This is a genomic window from Nocardioides marinus, assembly GCF_013408145.1.
Lineage (GTDB): Bacteria > Actinomycetota > Actinomycetes > Propionibacteriales > Nocardioidaceae > Nocardioides > Nocardioides marinus.
The window spans coordinates 2595394-2611768 of sequence record NZ_JACBZI010000001.1 but is presented as its reverse complement, the minus strand read 5'-3'; the positions used below and the strand labels follow the sequence as shown (position 1 = coordinate 2611768).

General features: G+C 72.0%; 15 protein-coding genes. 8 read left to right on the top strand and 7 right to left on the bottom strand.

The window, feature by feature from the left end; genetic code table 11:
* Window positions 1-80 precede the first annotated feature (80 nt).
* Together BKA05_RS12355 and BKA05_RS12350 are read right to left on the bottom strand one after the other, a co-directional pair.
* Window positions 81-575, bottom strand: coding sequence for a MarR family transcriptional regulator (locus tag BKA05_RS12355; RefSeq protein ID WP_179531695.1), 495 nt, complete (start codon window positions 573-575; stop codon window positions 81-83).
* A 104-nt stretch (window positions 576-679) separates the two neighbouring features.
* Window positions 680-1903, bottom strand: coding sequence for an acetyl-CoA C-acetyltransferase (locus tag BKA05_RS12350; RefSeq protein WP_179531694.1), 1224 nt, complete (start codon window positions 1901-1903; stop codon window positions 680-682).
* Window positions 1904-1969: 66 nt separating this feature from the next.
* On the opposite strand from BKA05_RS12350, the gene BKA05_RS12345 reads away from it, so the two are divergent.
* A complete protein-coding gene (locus BKA05_RS12345; protein ID WP_179531693.1) occupies window positions 1970-2863 on the top strand; it encodes a thioesterase family protein in 894 nt (297 codons plus the stop codon).
* On the opposite strand, the gene BKA05_RS12340 is transcribed toward BKA05_RS12345, so the two are convergent.
* Window positions 2844-3218 carry a globin gene (locus tag BKA05_RS12340; RefSeq protein WP_343045655.1) on the bottom strand — a complete coding sequence of 125 codons (375 nt, stop codon included), beginning with the start codon at window positions 3216-3218 and terminating at the stop codon, window positions 2844-2846. The two genes, BKA05_RS12345 and BKA05_RS12340, sit on opposite strands and share 20 nt — an antisense overlap.
* 106 nt (window positions 3219-3324) lie before the next feature.
* On the opposite strand from BKA05_RS12340, the gene BKA05_RS12335 reads away from it, so the two are divergent.
* Window positions 3325-3750 carry an OsmC family peroxiredoxin gene (locus BKA05_RS12335; RefSeq protein WP_179531691.1) on the top strand — a complete coding sequence of 142 codons (426 nt, stop codon included), beginning with the start codon at window positions 3325-3327 and terminating at the stop codon, window positions 3748-3750.
* An 83-nt stretch (window positions 3751-3833) separates the two neighbouring features.
* Here the strand turns inward: BKA05_RS12335 and BKA05_RS12330 are convergent, their stop codons facing one another.
* Window positions 3834-4868 (bottom strand): mechanosensitive ion channel family protein, encoded by a 1035-nt coding sequence (locus tag BKA05_RS12330; RefSeq protein WP_179531690.1) that lies wholly within the window; start codon window positions 4866-4868, stop codon window positions 3834-3836.
* A 137-nt stretch (window positions 4869-5005) separates the two neighbouring features.
* Here BKA05_RS12330 and BKA05_RS12325 point away from each other — a divergent pair, with 137 nt between their 5' ends.
* Both BKA05_RS12325 and BKA05_RS12320 read left to right on the top strand, forming a co-directional pair.
* Window positions 5006-5383, top strand: a complete 378-nt coding sequence (locus BKA05_RS12325; RefSeq protein ID WP_179531689.1) for a hypothetical protein — start codon at window positions 5006-5008, stop codon at window positions 5381-5383.
* The gene (locus BKA05_RS12320) at window positions 5370-5756 is read left to right on the top strand and encodes a TPM domain-containing protein (protein ID WP_179531688.1); all 387 of its coding nucleotides are present in this window, start codon (window positions 5370-5372) and stop codon (window positions 5754-5756) included. Before BKA05_RS12325 ends, BKA05_RS12320 begins: the two co-directional genes overlap by 14 nt.
* Before the next feature lie 152 nt (window positions 5757-5908).
* Here BKA05_RS12320 and pepN read toward each other — a convergent pair whose 3' ends face one another.
* Window positions 5909-8461, bottom strand: coding sequence for an aminopeptidase N (pepN, locus tag BKA05_RS12315; protein ID WP_179531687.1), 2553 nt, complete (start codon window positions 8459-8461; stop codon window positions 5909-5911).
* 146 nt (window positions 8462-8607) lie between these two features.
* On the opposite strand from pepN, the gene BKA05_RS12310 reads away from it, so the two are divergent.
* Window positions 8608-10287 carry a CHAP domain-containing protein gene (locus BKA05_RS12310; protein ID WP_179531686.1) on the top strand — a complete coding sequence of 560 codons (1680 nt, stop codon included), beginning with the start codon at window positions 8608-8610 and terminating at the stop codon, window positions 10285-10287.
* Window positions 10288-10349: 62 nt separating this feature from the next.
* Complete coding sequence (locus BKA05_RS12305) at window positions 10350-10949, top strand: mycothiol-dependent nitroreductase Rv2466c family protein (RefSeq protein WP_179531685.1); 600 nt, start codon at window positions 10350-10352, stop codon at window positions 10947-10949.
* Window positions 10950-11034: 85 nt separating this feature from the next.
* Here the strand turns inward: BKA05_RS12305 and BKA05_RS12300 are convergent, their stop codons facing one another.
* On the bottom strand, window positions 11035-12273 hold the full coding sequence (locus tag BKA05_RS12300) for a DUF2254 domain-containing protein (RefSeq protein WP_179531684.1): 1239 nt from the start codon (window positions 12271-12273) through the stop codon (window positions 11035-11037).
* Between the two features lie 85 nt (window positions 12274-12358).
* On the opposite strand from BKA05_RS12300, the gene BKA05_RS12295 reads away from it, so the two are divergent.
* A complete protein-coding gene (locus BKA05_RS12295; RefSeq protein ID WP_179531683.1) occupies window positions 12359-13609 on the top strand; it encodes an N-acetylmuramoyl-L-alanine amidase in 1251 nt (416 codons plus the stop codon).
* A 55-nt stretch (window positions 13610-13664) separates the two neighbouring features.
* Here BKA05_RS12295 and BKA05_RS12290 read toward each other — a convergent pair whose 3' ends face one another.
* Window positions 13665-14351: a GOLPH3/VPS74 family protein gene (locus tag BKA05_RS12290; protein ID WP_179531682.1), complete on the bottom strand. Its 687-nt coding sequence runs from the start codon at window positions 14349-14351 to the stop codon at window positions 13665-13667.
* Between the two features lie 65 nt (window positions 14352-14416).
* On the opposite strand from BKA05_RS12290, the gene metG reads away from it, so the two are divergent.
* The gene (gene metG, locus BKA05_RS12285; RefSeq protein ID WP_179531681.1) at window positions 14417-16216 is read left to right on the top strand and encodes a methionine--tRNA ligase; all 1800 of its coding nucleotides are present in this window, start codon (window positions 14417-14419) and stop codon (window positions 16214-16216) included.
* Window positions 16217-16375: the final 159 nt, after the last annotated feature.

Sequence of the window (16375 nt, the reverse complement as noted above, 5' to 3'; positions counted from 1 at the left end):
TCGACACGCGGGTCGCGACCTCGTCCCTCGGTCGCGCCGCTCGCTCGACCACCATCAGATCCGCTGAGAGGCTCCGCCTCTCAGCGGATCTCCGCCTCGGGGTGACCGGCGACCAACCGGTCGGCGACGGCGTCGAAGACTCGTGCGACGGCGCGGAAGTCCTCGGGGTCGGCGAGGTCGACGAGGTGGGCACGCACGCCCCGCACGTGGACCTGTGCTGCCCGCTCGAGGAGCGTGCGACCCTCGTCGGTCATCACGCACACGATGCCCCGTCCGTCCTCGGGGGAGGTGGTGCGTCGCACCAGCTGCGCGCGCTCCATGCGCGCCACCGTGTGGGTGACCCGGCTGCGTGAGTGCGCCAGGGCGTCGGCCAGCTGGGCCATCCGCACCCGACCGTCGCGTTCGGAGAGCCGCACGAGGATCTCGTACTCGGTCAGCGACAGGTCGAAGGCCCGGCGCAGGTCCGCGTCGAGACGGTCGAAGAGCAGCGTGGTGCCGAGCACGAGCGATCGCCAGGAGCGTTGCTCGTCCTCGCTGAGCCAGCGGGTCTCGGCGGAGAGGTCGGGCGTGGGCACCCGCGTACTTTACGCGGCTGCCCACCCCGATCAGCCCAGCCGGGGCCGGTCGGGCGTGAGCCCGACCGGCCCGGCGCGGCGCTGCGGGGGAGGCAGGGTGTCGGTCAGGACAGGCGCTCGAGGATGAGCGCCATGCCCTGGCCGCCGCCCACGCACATGGTGATCAGGCCGGTGGTCTTGTCGTGCCAGTCCAGGCTGTTGAGCATCGTGTTCTGCAGGCGGGCACCGGTCATGCCGAACGGGTGGCCGACCGCGATCGCGCCACCGTTGACGTTGAGGCGGTCGATGTCGATGCCGAGGTCCTGGTAGGAGGGCACGACCTGGGCGGCGAAGGCCTCGTTGATCTCGACGAGGTCGATGTCACCGATGCTCATGCCCGCGTTGGCCAGCGCCTTCTTGGTGGCCTCGACGGGACCCAGACCCATGATCTCGGGGGAGAGGCCCGAGACGCCGGTCGACACGACGCGCGCGAGCGGCGTCAGCCCGAGCTCGGCGGCCTTGGTGTCGCTCATCATGACCACGGCGGCGGCACCGTCGTTGAGCGGGCAGCAGTTGCCGGCGGTGACGACGCCGTCGGGGCGGAAGACGGGCTTCAGGCCGGCGATGGCGTCGTAGGTGACGCCGGCGCGCGGGCCGTCGTCGGCGCCGACGACCGTGCCGTCGGCCAGCGTGACCGGGGTGATCTCGCGGGCCCAGAAGCCGTCGGCGATCGCCTTCTCGGTGAGGTTCTGGGAGCGGACCGCGAACTCGTCGAGCTCCTTGCGGTCCAGGCCGCGCAGGGTGGCGACGTTCTCGGCGGTCTGGCCCATGGCGATGTAGACGTCGGGGACGAGGCCGTCCTCGCGCGGGTCGTGCCAGGCGCCGGCCGCGTTGCCCAGCTCGGCGGTCTTGTTGGTGCGCTCCTGGGCCTCGGCGAAGACCGGGTTCTTGGTGTCGGGCCAGTGGTCGGAGGTGCCCTTGGCGAAGCGGGACACGGTCTCGACGCCGGCGGAGACGAAGATGTCGCCCTCGCCGGCCTTGATCGCGTGGAACGCCATCCGGGTGGTCTGCACCGACGACGCGCAGTAGCGGGTGGTCGTCGCGCCCGGGACCTCGAGGCCCATGAGCGTGGTGACGATGCGCGCCATGTTGTTGCCGGACTCGCCGCCGGGCAGGCCGCAGCCGAGGTAGAGGTCCTCGATCGTGGTGGGGTCCAGCGCCGGGATCTTGTCGAGGGCGGACTGGATCGCGAAGGCGGCCAGGTCGTCGGGGCGGAAGTCCTTCAGCGAGCCCTTGTTGGCACGCCCGATCGGCGTGCGGGCGGCGGAGACGATGACTGCTTCGGGCATGCGGGGATGCTCTTCTCTGTGGGGTGGCTCCGGACCGGCTCACACTAGCCTGGGAGCATCGCCGGTGTGAGACACGTCTACGAGTGCCCGGTGCGGTGGGCGGACCTCGACGCCCTGGGCCACGTCAACAACGTGGTCTACGTCGACTACCTGCAGGAGGCGCGGGTCGACATGTTCCGCAGCCACCGGGTCGAGCTGATGGGCCAGGAGCTGGTCGAGGGCCTCGTCGTGGCCCGGACCCAGGTGCGCTACCGCGAGCCGCTGCTGTTCCGCTTCGAGCCGGTGCGCATCGAGTGCTGGGTCACCGAGATCCGCGCCGCCTCCTTCACCCTGGCCTACGAGGTCCACGACGTGCACCCGGACGGGTCCCGCACGGTCTACCTCACCGCGACGACCGAGCTGACGCCGTACGTCTTCGCCGAGGAGCGGCCGCGACGGCTGACCGCGCAGGAGAAGGCGGTCCTCGAGGGCCACCGCGACCCCGCCGCGCAGGCGCCCGAGCGGTCGCCGGGGCCCACGCAGCCGCGACGCTCGGAGGTGGGGCACTACCCGGTGCAGGTGCGGTTCAGCGACGTCGACGTCTACGGCCACGTCAACAACGTCAAGTACTTCGAGTACCTCCAGGAGGCGCGCATCGCGATGATGGGCCGGCTCTGGGACGAGGTCCCGGGCTCCGCGGAGCGCAGCGCGCTGGTCGTCGCCCAGGTCGACGTGGACTACAAGGTCCCGATCCTGCACCGGGCCGCGGCGTACGACGCGTGGACCTGGGTCAGCCACGTCGGCTCGTCGTCGCTGGTCATGGAGACCGAGATCGTCGACGGCCAGGGTGCGGACGGGGAGGTCCTGCTGGCCCGGGCCCGGGTGGTGCTGGTCTTCTTCGACCCGGCCACGGGCCGGCCGCGCAGGCCCGGGGACGACATCCGCGCCCCGCTGCTCGAGGTCATGTCTCCATCGTGTTGACCATGAACTGGGCGGCGTGCGTGACGTAGTCCCAGAACTGCTGGTCCTGCTCCGGCGGCAGCGCGACCTCGTCGAGGGCGTCGCGGAAGTGGCGCAGCCAGTGGTCGCGCGCCGTGGGGTCGACCGGGTACGGCGCGTGGCGCATCCGCAGCCGCGGGTGCCCGCGCCGCTCGCCGTAGGTCGTCGGGCCGCCCCAGTACTGCATGAGGAAGAGCCGGAAGCGCTCCTCGGCAGGGCCGAGGTCCTCCTCGGGGTACATCGGGCGCAGCACCTCGTCACCGGCCACACCGGCGTAGAAACGCGCCACGATGCGGGTGATGGTCTCCTCGCCGCCGATCTCGTCGTAGAAGCTCACCGGTCCATCATGCCGACGGGGCGGTGGCGCCTCACACCCGGCGTGGAAGAGTGGTGATGACCGCAGGGCCACGCCCTGACCCACGCACCCCCAGGAGATCACCTTCATGGCCACCACCCGCACCGCGAAGACCACGTGGCAGGGCTCCCTCGCCGAGGGCGCCGGCAGCGTGGAGCTGCAGTCCTCCGGCGTCGGCACCTTCGACGTCTCCTGGCCCTCGCGCTCGGAGAAGGCGAACGGCAAGACCTCCCCCGAGGAGCTGATCGCGGCCGCGCACTCCTCCTGCTTCTCCATGGCCCTCTCGGCCGGGCTGTCCAAGGCCGGCACGCCGCCGACCACGCTGGAGACCAGCGCCGAGGTCGAGCTGACCGTCGGCACCGGCATCACCGGCATCAAGATCACCGTCCGCGGCACCGTGGAGGGCATCACCGAGGAGCAGTTCGTCGAGGCCGCCGAGGGCGCCAAGGCCAACTGCCCGGTGAGCAAGGCGCTCGCCGGCACCACGATCACGCTGGACGCGGCGCTCGCCTGAGGCGACCGACCACGCACGAAGGGCCGGCCCCCGCACGGGGGCCGGCCCTTCGGCGTACGGCGGTGGGCCGCTGGGTCAGCGGCTCAGGCGTCGTCGGTCTCGCGGGCCTCCTTGGCCGCGACCTCGGCCGCGGCGGCGGTCTCCTCGCGGTGCCACACGACCCGCTGCGCGAAGGGGATCTCGATGCCCTCGGCGTCGAAGCGGGCCTTGATCCGCTGTCGCAGCTCGCGGGCGACGGCCCAGTTCTGCAGGGGCGCGGTCTTGACCATGATCCGCAGGTCCACGGAGTCCGCGCCGAGCCCCTCGACGCCGGTGACCTCGGGCTGCTCGATGAGCAGCTCGCGGAACTCGTCGTCGTCCCACATCGACTCGCCGACCTCGGCGAGCACCTTCTTGGCGTGCACGACGTCGGAGTCGTAGGCGATGCCGACGTCGATGACCGCACGCGACCAGTTCTGCGACAGGTTGCCCACGCGCAGGATCTCCCCGTTGGGGACGTACCAGACGGTGCCGTCCAGCGACCGCAGCCGCGTGACGCGCAGCGACACGGCCTCGACCGTGCCGATCGCCTCGCCGACGTTGACCACGTCGCCGACGCCGAACTGGTCCTCGAAGATCATGAAGATGCCGGACAGGAAGTCCTTGACCAGCGACTGGGCGCCGAAGCCGAGCGCGAGACCGACGATCCCGGCCGAGGCGATGATCGGGGCGATGTTGACCCCGACCTCGCTGAGCATCATCGTGCCGACGATCGCGATCAGGAGGCCGGTCACGATCGACTTCAGCAGGCTGCCCATCGTCTGCGCACGCTGGACCCGGCGTGCCTGGGTGATGGAGTCGCGAGCGGCGACCTCCTGCTCGGCCTTGCTGGAGCGGCCGCGGGAGAAACGGGGGACCCGGGTGGGCAGCACGCCGTCCTCGGCGCGGTTGACCAGCCGGTCCACGAGCCGGTGGAGCAGCCAGCGCACGACCAGTCCGACCAGGAGCAGCCCCAGCAGGGCGAGGGGCACCCCGATCAGGACGTCGGCAGCGCGGGCGAGGGTCTCGTTCCCGGTCCGGTCGAGGACCTGGGAGCACCACCACTCGTCGTCTGTGCAGGTGACGGCTTGGGAGAACATGCCGGCCAGTAAACCGGGGGAGAGGCGAGGAATCGAACCACCCCGGGCGTGGGTGCGGTGTCGCGCCCGTCACGTTCGGCGGCCATGGGCGGCGGACCCGACGAAGAGGTGGGCCACGACGCACTATCCTGGCGCGCGTGACCTCGCAGCTCGCCCTCTCCGCCCGTCGCGTCCTCGCCGCGCTCCTGGCCCTCGGCGCCACCGCCCTGACCGCGGTCTCGCTCGCGGTGCTCACCGCAGCGCCTGCCGCCGCCGAGGTGCCTTCCGGCTGGTCCGACCCCGACCCCGTGGACCCCGTCCACGTGCTGCTGGTGGCCGTCGGGCTGCCGCTGCTGGGCGCCCTGATCATCACCGCCATGGTCTACGGCCCGCCGCTGGCCCGCGGCGAGCGGGTGGCCCCGGGCGCGCCGGAGGTCGAGAACCAGTGGCTCGGTGGCCCGCGCAAGGCCACCGGCGAGCTCGCCGGTCCCGACGGCCAGGACTCCCAGGCCGGGGGTGCCAGTGGCCGCTGGTGACCCCTTCACCGCCTCCGAGCGGGCCCAGCTCGACGCGACCATCCGGCGCGCCGAGCAGACCTGTCGTGCGGAGATCTCGGTCTTCGTCGGCAACGCGGAGGGCGAGGACTCCCGCGCCTTCGCCACCCAGCTGCACAACACCCTGGTCGCGCCCTCGCGCAGCATCCTGGTGATGGTCGACCCGACCCGCCGGATGCTCGAGGTCGTCACCGGTGCCCACGTGCGCCGTCACCTCAGCGACGCCGAGGTCGAGATCGCGGTCCTGCACATGCGCACCGACTTCGCCGCCGGCGACCTCGCCGGCGGTCTGCGCCGCGGCATCGAGATGCTCGCCGAGCACGCTCGTCCCCCGCGCACGCTGCACGCCGGCTGAGCCCGCCCCCGAGCGAGAGAGCCCCCGCACCGACCGGTGCGGGGGCTCTTCGCTGTGGTCGTCGTCGGTGACCGCGTCACCGGGTCTCGACACGCGGGTCGTGACCTCGTTCCTCGGTCACGCCGCTCGCTCGACCACCGACGACCGGTCCGCTACGCGTCCCGGTCGCAGGCCTGCGCGGCGAGCGCGCGCTGGGCGTCGGCCAGGCCCTCGCGCACGTAGCGCTGGGCCGGCACCGGGGCGTCGGTCGTGGCCAGCCACGACTCGACCTGCTCCACGAGCGCCGGTGAGGCCAGCGGCGTCGGGAAGAGGTAGCCCAGGGCGACCGAGGCGCGGTGGGTGCCGAGGTGCTCCCAGGCCTGCTCGCCTGCGGTGAGGTACTTCTCGACGTACGGCGCCAGCAGCTCCTCCTGGCCGGTGCGCACGAAGGAGAACACGATCGAGCGGGCGGTCTCGTTGGGCGTGGACTCGTCGAGCACCGCGAGCCTCCAGGCCTCGGCCTTGGCGTCGGCGTCGGGCTGGGCGGCGCGTGCCGCGGCGGCGTGCTCCTGGCCGGAGATGGTGGAGTCCTCGGCCAGCTCGGCCTCGATGCGGTCGCCGGCGCGGCCGGCAGCGGCCAGGGAGGTGATCAGCGACCAGCGCAGGTCCTGGTCGACGGCCAGTCCGTCGAGCTGCTCGGTGCCGTCCAGCAGCGCCTCGACGAAGGCCAGCGCCTCCTCGGAGCGGGCCGCGCCGGCGTAGGAACGCACGAACGTCAGCTGGTGGTCCGAGCCGCCCTCGGCGGCCAGGGCCAGCTCGCGCAGGCCCTGCTCCCACCGGGACTGCAGGGCGTCGCGGCCGGCGGGGTCGGAGTAGAGGTTCACCGCGGTGGCGGCGGTGGCGGGGATCCGCGAGACGCCCCACGCGTCGGTCTCCTGGCCGATGTTGGCCAGGACCAGCTCGGCGTAGTCGGTGGCCGGCATCTCGGCGTCGCGGGTCATGTCCCAGGCCGCACCCCACACCAGGGCGCGGGCCAGGGAGTCGTCGAGCTTGGAGAGACCCTCGATCGCGGTGGTGCGCGAGCGCTCGTCGAGGCGGATCTTGGCGTAGGCCAGGTCGTTGTCGTTGAGCAGCAGCAGGTCGGGCTGGGTCTCGCCGACCAGCTCGCCGATCTCGGTCAGCTCGCCCTCGACGTCGGTCTCGACGTAGCGGGTGCGCACCAGCGACCCCGACGCGTCGTAGGAGTAGCAGCCGATGCCGATGCGGTGCCGGCGCAGCGTCGGCCAGTCCGGGTGGGCGCTCTGGCGCACCGCGACCCGTGAGTAGGCGCCGTCGGCGTCGAGCTCGATCTCGGGGGTGAGGGTGTTGACCCCGGCGGTCTGCAGCCACTCCTGGGCCCAGCCGGTGAGCTCGCGGCCCGAGGCCTTCTCCAGCGCCGCCAGCAGGTCCTTGAACTCGCTGTTGCCGAACGCGAAGTCCTTGAAGTACTGCCGCAGGCCGGCGATGAAGTCCTCGATGCCGACCCAGGCCACCAGCTGCTTGAGCACCGAGGCGCCCTTGGCGTAGGTGATCATGTCGAAGTTGACCTCGACCGCGTGCAGGTCGTGGTTGTCGGCCGCGATGGGGTGCGTCGACGGCATCTGGTCCTGGCGGTAGCCGGTCTGCTTGCGCGCGTTGGCGAAGCCGGTCCACGCGTCGTCGTACTCCGTGGCCTCGACCTCGGCGTGGTAGCAGGCCCACTCGGCGAACGACTCGTTGAGCCAGAGGTCGTCCCACCACTTCATGGTCACCAGGTCGCCGAACCACATGTGCGCCATCTCGTGGAGGATCACCGAGGCGCGGAACTCGTAGAACGAGCGCGGCTGACGCGAGCGCGGGAGGTACTCGTCGCGCAGCGTCACGGCGCCGGCGTTCTCCATCGCGCCCATGTTGTACTCCGGCACGTAGAGCTGGTCGTACTTGCCGAACGGGTAGGGGAAGTCGAAGAGCTCCTCGAAGAACTCGAAGCCCTGCTTGGTCAGCCGGACGATCTCCTCGCGGTCGCGCTCGAGGTACTCCACCAGCGACTGACGGCAGAAGTGGCCCAGCGGGATGGTGCCGTGCTTGCCCTCGTAGACGTCCTGGACCTCGTGGTACTCGCCGGCCACGAGGGCGGTGATGTAGGTCGACATCCGCTCGGTCGGCTCGAAGGCCCACAGCGCCTTGCCGTCCCCGAGCGGGGTCGGCTCGGGGGTGGGGGCGTTGGAGACGACCTTCCAGTCCTCGGGTGCGGTGACGCGGAAGCGGAAGACGGACTTGAGGTCGGGCTGCTCGAAGGTGGTGAAGACGCGGCGGGCGTCGGGCACCTCGAACTGGCTGTAGAGGTAGACGCGGCCGTCGACCGGGTCGACAAAGCGGTGCAGGCCCTCCCCGGTGTGGGAGTAGGCGCAGTCCGCGCGCACGACCAGCGTGTTCTCGGCGGCCAGGCCGGTCAGGGTGATGCGGCTGTCGGCGTACGCCGTGGCGGGGTCGATCGACTCCCCGTTGAGGGTGATCTCGTGGACGACTGCGCCGACGAGGTCGGCGAAGGTCTCGGCACCGGGCTCGGTGCAGGAGAACTCCAGGGTCGTGGTGGAGGCGAAGGTCTTGTCGCCGGTCGTGAGGTCCAGGTCGATGGAGTACGACGTGACGTCCAGGAGGGCGGCGCGGGTGGCGGCCTCGTCCCGGGTGAGGTTGGTTCCAGGCATGGCGCCGATCATGTCACCGCCTGTCGAGCGGTTTCCCAGCGGCGGGTGGCACGGGGCTCAGGGGGCGCACGGGACTGCTGTGACCAATGTGAAAATTTGGTCACGGTCGGCGTGTCGGTGCTTGACATGCGGTTTACTCACGGCTCGTGACCAGGATCCGTGGCCTGATCGGCGTGTCGCTCACGACTCTTCTCCTCCTCGTGGGCCTATCATTCGCGCCCTCGGCCACGGCGGGGCAGGTCGCCCTGTGCGACGGGTACTCCGGGTGCGCCGACAAGGGCTACGGCAACCGTGGCTACCGCGCGAACAACGACCGCATGTGGTGGCGGATGTACACCGGTCACAACTGCACCAACTACGTGGCCTACCGGATGGTGCAGAGCGGGATGTCCCCCGAGCGTCCCTGGGACGGCGGCGGCAACGCCTCCAACTGGGGCCACGCGATGTCGCGGATCACCGACGACACCCCGATGGTCGGCTCCGTGGCCTGGTGGGACAGCCACCAGGGCTACGCCGGCTCCAACGGCCACGTCGCCTACGTCGAGGAGGTGGTCTCCAACCGCGAGATCATCGTCTCGGAGGACTTCTGGGGTGGCGACTTCCACTGGCGCCGCATCACCAAGGGCGACCGCTACTGGCCCACCGGGTTCATCCACTTCAACGACCGCGAGGTCGAGGCGACCGAGCAGCCCACGATCACCGGCGACGCCGCGGTCGGGGAGACGCTGCGCGCGAGCGCGGGCAGCTGGACGCCCTCGGCCGACGAGAAGCTGCAGTGGTACGCCGCCGGCAAGCCGATCCCCGGAGCGACCGAGCCCACGTTCACCCCGACGCCGGCGCAGCGCAAGACCCGCCTGAGCGTCGTCGTCACCGCCCGCAGCAAGGGCTACGTCGACGGCATCGCCTCCACCCCGCGCAGCCGCAAGGTGCAGCCGGGGACCCTCGTCGCGGCGGCCGCGCCGGCCCTCGAGGGCACGGTGCGCGTCGCCGAGACGCTCACGACGAGCCGCGGGGCCTTCGAGCCGGCCGCGGACTCGACGACCGTGCAGTGGCTCGCCGACGGCGAGCCGATCGAGGGCGCGACCGGCAACCGTCTCAAGCTCACACCCGGGCTGATGGACGCCAGGATCACCTCGCGGGTCACGGCCGTGCGCGAGGGCTACCACGACCTCGTGGTGACCTCCCCGGCCACCGAGCGCGTCGCCCCGGGCCGGATCGTGCTCGACGAGCCGTGGAGGCTCGGCGGCAACCCGGCCCGCGGCGAGCGGCTGGAGGTCGAGCCGGGGACCGTGGTCACGCCCGAGGACGCCGAGGTCACCTACACCTGGCTGCGCGACGGCAAGCCGGTCGACGGCCGCGACGGTCTGCGCTACCGCCTGGGCACCGCTGACGTCGGTCGCCTCGTGGCGGTGGAGGTCGAGGTCAGTCGCCGCGGCTACGCCACGCAGACGCAGGTGCTCGAGGCGGAGCACCGCACGACGACCACCTCGCGCACCACCGCCGAGGCCCGGGTCAAGATGGTCGACAAGGGCACCCGCCGCAAGCCCGACGTACGCCGTCACGTGGTGCTCGACCTGCTGGTCGAGGCCCGCGGCGTCGACGGTCCGGCCGGGCCCGTGGTGGTCAAGGTCGACGGGCGCGAGGTCGAGACCAGGGTCGAGGGCGGCGCCGGGAAGGTGAAGCTGCGCAACGTCGAGCCCGGCAAGCACCGGATCCGGGTGGTCTACCTCGGCACCGAGGTCATCGGGCGCTCCCGCGACGTGGTCACCGTCCGGGTGCCCCGCGACGTCCCCGCCGAGGACGGGTCGGACACCGGCAAGGACTAGGCAAGGACCAGGCGAGGAACAGGCCAGGAATAGGACCGTGGTCCGGTTCGGTTGGCCCTGGCATGGACAAGGCTGACTTCTGGTTCGACCCGCTGTGCCCCTTCGCCTGGATCACCTCGCGGTGGATCCTGGAGGTCGCAGAGGTCCGTGACGTCGAGGTGTCGTGGCACCAGATGTCGCTGGCCTACCTCAACGAGGACAAGGACATCCCCGACGACTACCGCGCGATGCTGGCCGACGCGTGGGGCCCGGTGCGCGTCGTGCGCGCGGCCATCGAGGAGGGCGGCGACGACGTGGTCCTGCCCCTCTACACCGCCATCGGGACCCGTGCCCACACCGACGGTCGTGGGGCGACCAGGGAGGTCGTGGCCGAGGCGCTGGCGGAGGTGGACCTGCCCGCCTCGCTGCTCGACGCGTGGGACGACTCGTCCTACGACGACGCGATCAAGAAGTCCCACCACGCCGGCATGGACCAGGTCGGCGACGAGGTCGGCACCCCCACCATCGCCGTCAACGGCACCGCCTTCTTCGGGCCCGTGCTGACCTCGATCCCGCGCGGCGAGGAGGCCGGGAAGCTGTGGGACGGTGCCGTCCTGCTCGCCGGCTACCCGCACTTCTTCGAGCTCAAGCGCTCACGCACCGCCGAGCTCGACTTCAGCTGACCTCTCGCCGAGCCGGCGCACCCTTCCGTACGACGTGCACGGAAGGGTGCGCCGGTTCGGCCTGCCTGGACCCGTGCGGGGCGACTCAGAGGTCGAGGGCGGCCCGGTGCTCGGGCAGCGCTGAGACCCGGAGCTCGGCGAGCACCCGCTCCACCCGCTCGCGGACCCTGCGGTGCTCGGCGCCCCAGTGGGCGATGTCGGAGAGGGCCTCGCGGACCGCCTCGTCGGTGGCGGGTGAGCGCAGCACCAGCCGCGGCACGCCCTCCTCGTCCAGCCGCACCGGCCAGGTGCCCGGCGCGGTCAGCATCCGCCGCAGCAGGTCGTGCAGCTGGTCGAGGACCTGCACGGCGGTGGTGGGGTCGTTGACCCCGGGCGAGAGCGCGCGCTCGGCCACGTCGACCAGGCGTCGTACGCCGTAGCCGACGTCCTGCTCCATGCTGCGGTCCGCGACCAGCGACACCCGGCACAGCAGCGACTCAGGGTCCTGCGCCGGTCGGCCGTGGACGGCCAGCAGGGGGCTGCCCTCCACCACGAAGTCCCCGAGCGGCACCAGCACCTCCACCCGCGCCTCCTGCGCCCGCGCAGCGCGGACGAGCGGGATGACGTCGATCCGGTCGAGGTAGCCGCTGCGGGGGGCGACGAGCACGTGCGGGCCGGGCAGGTCGGGCAGCGCCGGCCGCTCGACGGGCCAGCCCGAGTGCTGCCCCTCGTCGAGCAGCGCCCGGCAGTCCCGGGCGGTGCGCTGGAGGATGCTGGCGACGCCCACGGACGTGGTGATGCGGTGGATGAAGGCCAGGAACATCGCCACGGCCACCAGCACCAGCACGTAGGCCAGGCTGACGCCCAGCTGCGGGACGTCCTGCCCCTCGGCGGCTCGCTCGACCGTCCCGTCGACCGAGCGCAGCACGGTGAGGGCGTAGACGAACGAGGCCGCGAAGGCCCCGAGCGTGTGCTGGGTCAGGCGGTCCTCCAGGAAGGTCCGCAGGACGCGTGGGGAGTACTGGCTGGCGGCCAGCTGCAGCACCACCATCGTGATCGAGAAGACCAGGCCGGTCACCGAGATCATCGCGCCGGCGATGGTGGACAGCACGCTGCGCGCCCCGTCGACACCTCCTGGGAACAGCAGCGGCACCCGGTCGACGAGCCACGTGAGCTCGACGTAGGGGAGCGCCAGGCCCAGCCCCAGCGCCATCAGGCACCACGTCGCCGGCACCACCCAGAACGGCCGCAGGACCGCCGCGAGCCGCCGGACGGGGCGTGAGGCGCGCCAGCCACCGAGACTGGAGACGGCCGAGACCGGGAGGGGTACGACGGTGGGCTGCATGGGTCGACCCTGCCGCACCCGACCGGGTGGGTGACTCACCCGCGCCGGTCGACACCTGTGACCGGTGTGACGCATGATGGAGGTGATGTCTCGGCGTCTCGCTCTTCCCCCCGTCCACCGCCGCCGCCTCCTGGGCGGCGCGGCCGCCCTCGGTGCTGCTGTGACGGTGCCGCTCGCCGCTCGGGTCTCCGCCGAGACCGGCTCAGCGCGACTGCCCGCCGACGAGGTGCCGCTCGAGGCGCCTCGCTCGGCCGCCCGCGGCTCGGACAGCACGTGGCGCACCGGGCCGATGGACACCGAGGCGTTCGCGCTGGTCGGCCTCACGTGGGACGCCGGGGCGAGGACCCCGACCCGGGTGCGGGTGCGCACGCGGCAGGCGGGCTCCTGGACCTCCTGGCGCACGCTGCCGCTCCTCACCGACGGGCCGGACACGAGCACCGCCGAGGGCCGGGCCGCGCGGCGGGGCACCCAGCCGCTGTGGGTCGGGTCGGCGGACGGCGTGGAGGTCTCCCTCGGCGGCGCGAGACCCGACGGGCTGCGGCTCTCCCTCGTCGACCCCGGTCGGGACACCGCGGCAGCTGCCCGCGCCGGTGCCGACCCCGGGGAGGACCCCACCGACGAGCCCAGTGACGAGCCCAGTGCCACGACCTCGCCCACGGCTGACCCGGGCGAGGACCCGGCGGTCGAGCCGACCGACCCGACGGGGGAGCCCACGACCAGGGCGAAGGTCCGTGCCCCGCAGCCGGACCTGCGCAGCCGCAAGGACTGGGGCGCCGACGAGTCGTGGCGCGACGGCAAGCCCGTCCTGTGCCGCACGATCCAGCAGGTCCACGTGCACCACACGGCCTCGGGCAACGACTACTCCCGCCAGGACGTCCCCGCCCTGATCCGCTCGTTCTACCGCTACCACACGCGCTCGCTGGGGTGGTCCGACATCGGCTACAACTTCCTGGTCGACCGGTTCGGCCGGACCTGGGTGGGCCGGGCCGGCGGGCCCAGCCGACCGATCCGCGGCGCCCACACCCTGGGCTTCAACCACACCTCGGTCGGCATCGCCGTGATCGGCAACTACGAGTCCGCGGCAGCCGTGGACCGCATCGTCACCGCCGTCGTCCGGCTGGCCGCCTGGAAGCTCGACCGCTACGACCGCAAGCCGCGAGGGCGCACCCGCGTCTACAGCCACGGCTCGGACAAGTACCCCAAGGGCTGGGTGAAGCTGAAGGTCATCGACGGGCACCGCGACACCAACGACACCGCCTGCCCGGGCGACCGCCTCTACGCCAAGCTCCCCGAGATCCGCCGACGCACGCACCTCCACGTCAAGCGCTGGAGCTGAGCCGGCCCGGCCCCGAACCGACCCGGCGCGAGCCGGGAGGCGGTCGGGACCGGCCTCAGCCGCTGGCGGCGGCCGCGCCGCCGGCCACCGCAGCGGTCGCAGCGGCCGCCGTGATCGCGGCGACCGCGTCGCGCACCGCCTTCGCGGCCCACTCGCCGTCGTCCATCTGCTCGACCAGCTTCTTCCCGCGCTTGCGCACCTCCGCACCGGGCAGCCCCTCGCGGTCCACGACCTTGTGCGTCAGGTCGACCGCCGAGAGCAGTGCCACCAGGGCCACCGTCCGAGGGTCCGGGGTGAGGCCGCGCACCAGGAGGTCGCCGAGACGCCGGCGTACCTCCTGCTCGTGGGCGGCGTCCTCGGCGGGCCAGCGCGTGGTCGGGAAGAGGCCGAGCACCCGGTGCTCCTCGCGACGCACGAGCCCGCGCTCGACCAACCGCTCGGTGAGGTCGTCCTTCAGGGGCTTGCCGATGCGGTTGACGAGGTCCTGGGCCGAGCGCGGCTTGGCCGCCACCTCGTCGTACGCCGCAGCCAGGACCGGGTCCGCGGGCCGCCGGCCGGCCACGGGGTGGACCCGCGCGGTGTGCCAGAAGCCCCGCTTCTCCTCGACGTCCACGGCGCCGCCCAGGGCGAGGTCGGCGAGCACCGCGCCGCCCAGCAGCGGGCGCAGGTGGGTCTGTCGCACCGCTCCCGTCTCGTCGTCGAGGAGCAGGAGCATGAGGTCCTCGGCGAGCAGCAGGTCCATGTCCCGACCCTGCCCCATGACCACCGGCTCGGAAACCGGTCGTGGGGATCCCTAGGATCGTGGTCATGAGCAGAGTCCTGTCCGCCGTCGCCTGGCCGTACGCCAACGGCCCGCGCCACATCGGCCACGTGGCCGGTTTCGGCGTGCCCTCCGACGTCTTCAGCCGGTACATGCGGATGGCGGGCCACGACGTGCTCATGGTCTCCGGCACCGACGAGCACGGCACCCCGATCCTCGTCACGGCCGACAAGGAGGGGAAGACCGCGCGCGAGCTGGCCGACGACAGCAACCGCGTCATCGTCGAGGACCTCCAGGGCCTGGGGCTCTCCTACGACCTGTTCACCCGCACCACCACCGGCAACCACTACCGCGTGGTGCAGGAGATGTTCTCGACCTGCCTGCGCAACGGCTACATGGTCGAGCAGACCTCGCTGTCGGCGATCAGCCCGTCCACGGGCCGCACCCTGCCCGACCGCTACATCGAGGGCACCTGCCCGATCTGCAAGTACGCCGACGCGCGCGGCGACCAGTGCGACAACTGCGGCAACCAGCTTGACCCCACCGACCTGCTCGAGCCGCGCTCGAAGATCAACGGGGAGACCCCACAGTTCGTCGAGACCCAGCACTGGTTCCTCGACCTGCCCGCCGTCGCCGACGCGCTGGGGGAGTGGCTCGACGGCCGCGAGGCCTCGGGCACCTGGCGGCCCAACGTCATCAAGTTCTCCCAGAACATCCTCGAGGAGATCCGTCCGCGCGCCATGACGCGCGACATCGACTGGGGCATCCCGGTCCCGGGCTGGGAGGACCAGCCCAACAAGCGCCTCTACGTCTGGTTCGACGCGGTCATCGGCTACCTCTCGGCCTCGATCGAGTGGGCCCGTCGTCTCGGTGAGCCGGAGAAGTGGCGCGAGTGGTGGAACGACACCGACGCCGAGGCGTTCTACTTCATGGGCAAGGACAACATCGTCTTCCACTCCCAGATCTGGCCCGCCGAGCTGCTCGCCCACAACGGTGCCGGTGCGCGCGGCGGCGAGCCCGGCTCGTACGGCGTGCTCAACCTGCCCACCGAGGTCGTCTCCAGCGAGTTCCTCACCTTCGGCGACGCCCAGTTCTCCACCAGCCGCGGCCACGTGATCTACGTCCGCGACATGCTCGAGCGCTACGGCCCCGACCCGCTGCGCTACTTCATCTGCGCCGCCGGCCCGGAGACCTCCGACGCCGCCTTCACCTGGGCCGACTTCGTCACCCGCAACAACTCCGAGCTCGTCGCCGGCTGGGGCAACCTGGTCAACCGCACCGCCACGATGGTCGCCAAGAACTTCGGCGAGGTCCCCGCGGCCGGCCCGCTGGAGGACGTCGACGAGACGGTCCTGGCCACCGTCCGCGGCGGCTTCGAGTCCGTCGGCTCGCTCATCGAGCGGCACCGCCTGCGCGCCGCGATCGCCGAGGCGATGCGGGTGGTCGGCGAGGTGAACAAGTACCTCACGGTCACCGAGCCCTACAAGATGAAGGACGACTCCCAGCGCGAGCGGCTGGGCACGGTCCTGCACGTGGCGCTGCAGTGCGTCAGCGACTGCAACACCCTGCTCGCGCCGTTCCTGCCGCACGCCGCCAACAAGGTGCACGCCGTGCTCGGCGGCGAGGGCGACCTGTTCCCGATGCCGGTCATCGAGCAGGTCGAGGAGCTCGAGCCCGACAGCGGCGCCGGCCTGACGTCGTACCCCGTCATCACCGGCGACTACTCCGCGACACCGCGCTGGGAGTCGCGCCCCGTCGTCGTCGGCACCCCGATCGCCAAGCCGACGCCGGTGTTCACCAAGCTCGACCCGTCGGTCGTCGAGGAGGAGCTCGCCCGCCTGGGGTGAGCCCGCGAGAGCGAAGTGTGGCGTTCCGGATCAACCAGGTTGATCCGGAACGCCACACTCTTGTCGACGTCCACCTCCTGGTGCTGTCCTGCGACGAATCCGGCGCATCGTGCTCGGGCCGGGGCAGGTGCTCGGCTTCGGCAACCGCCGCCCGTCCCC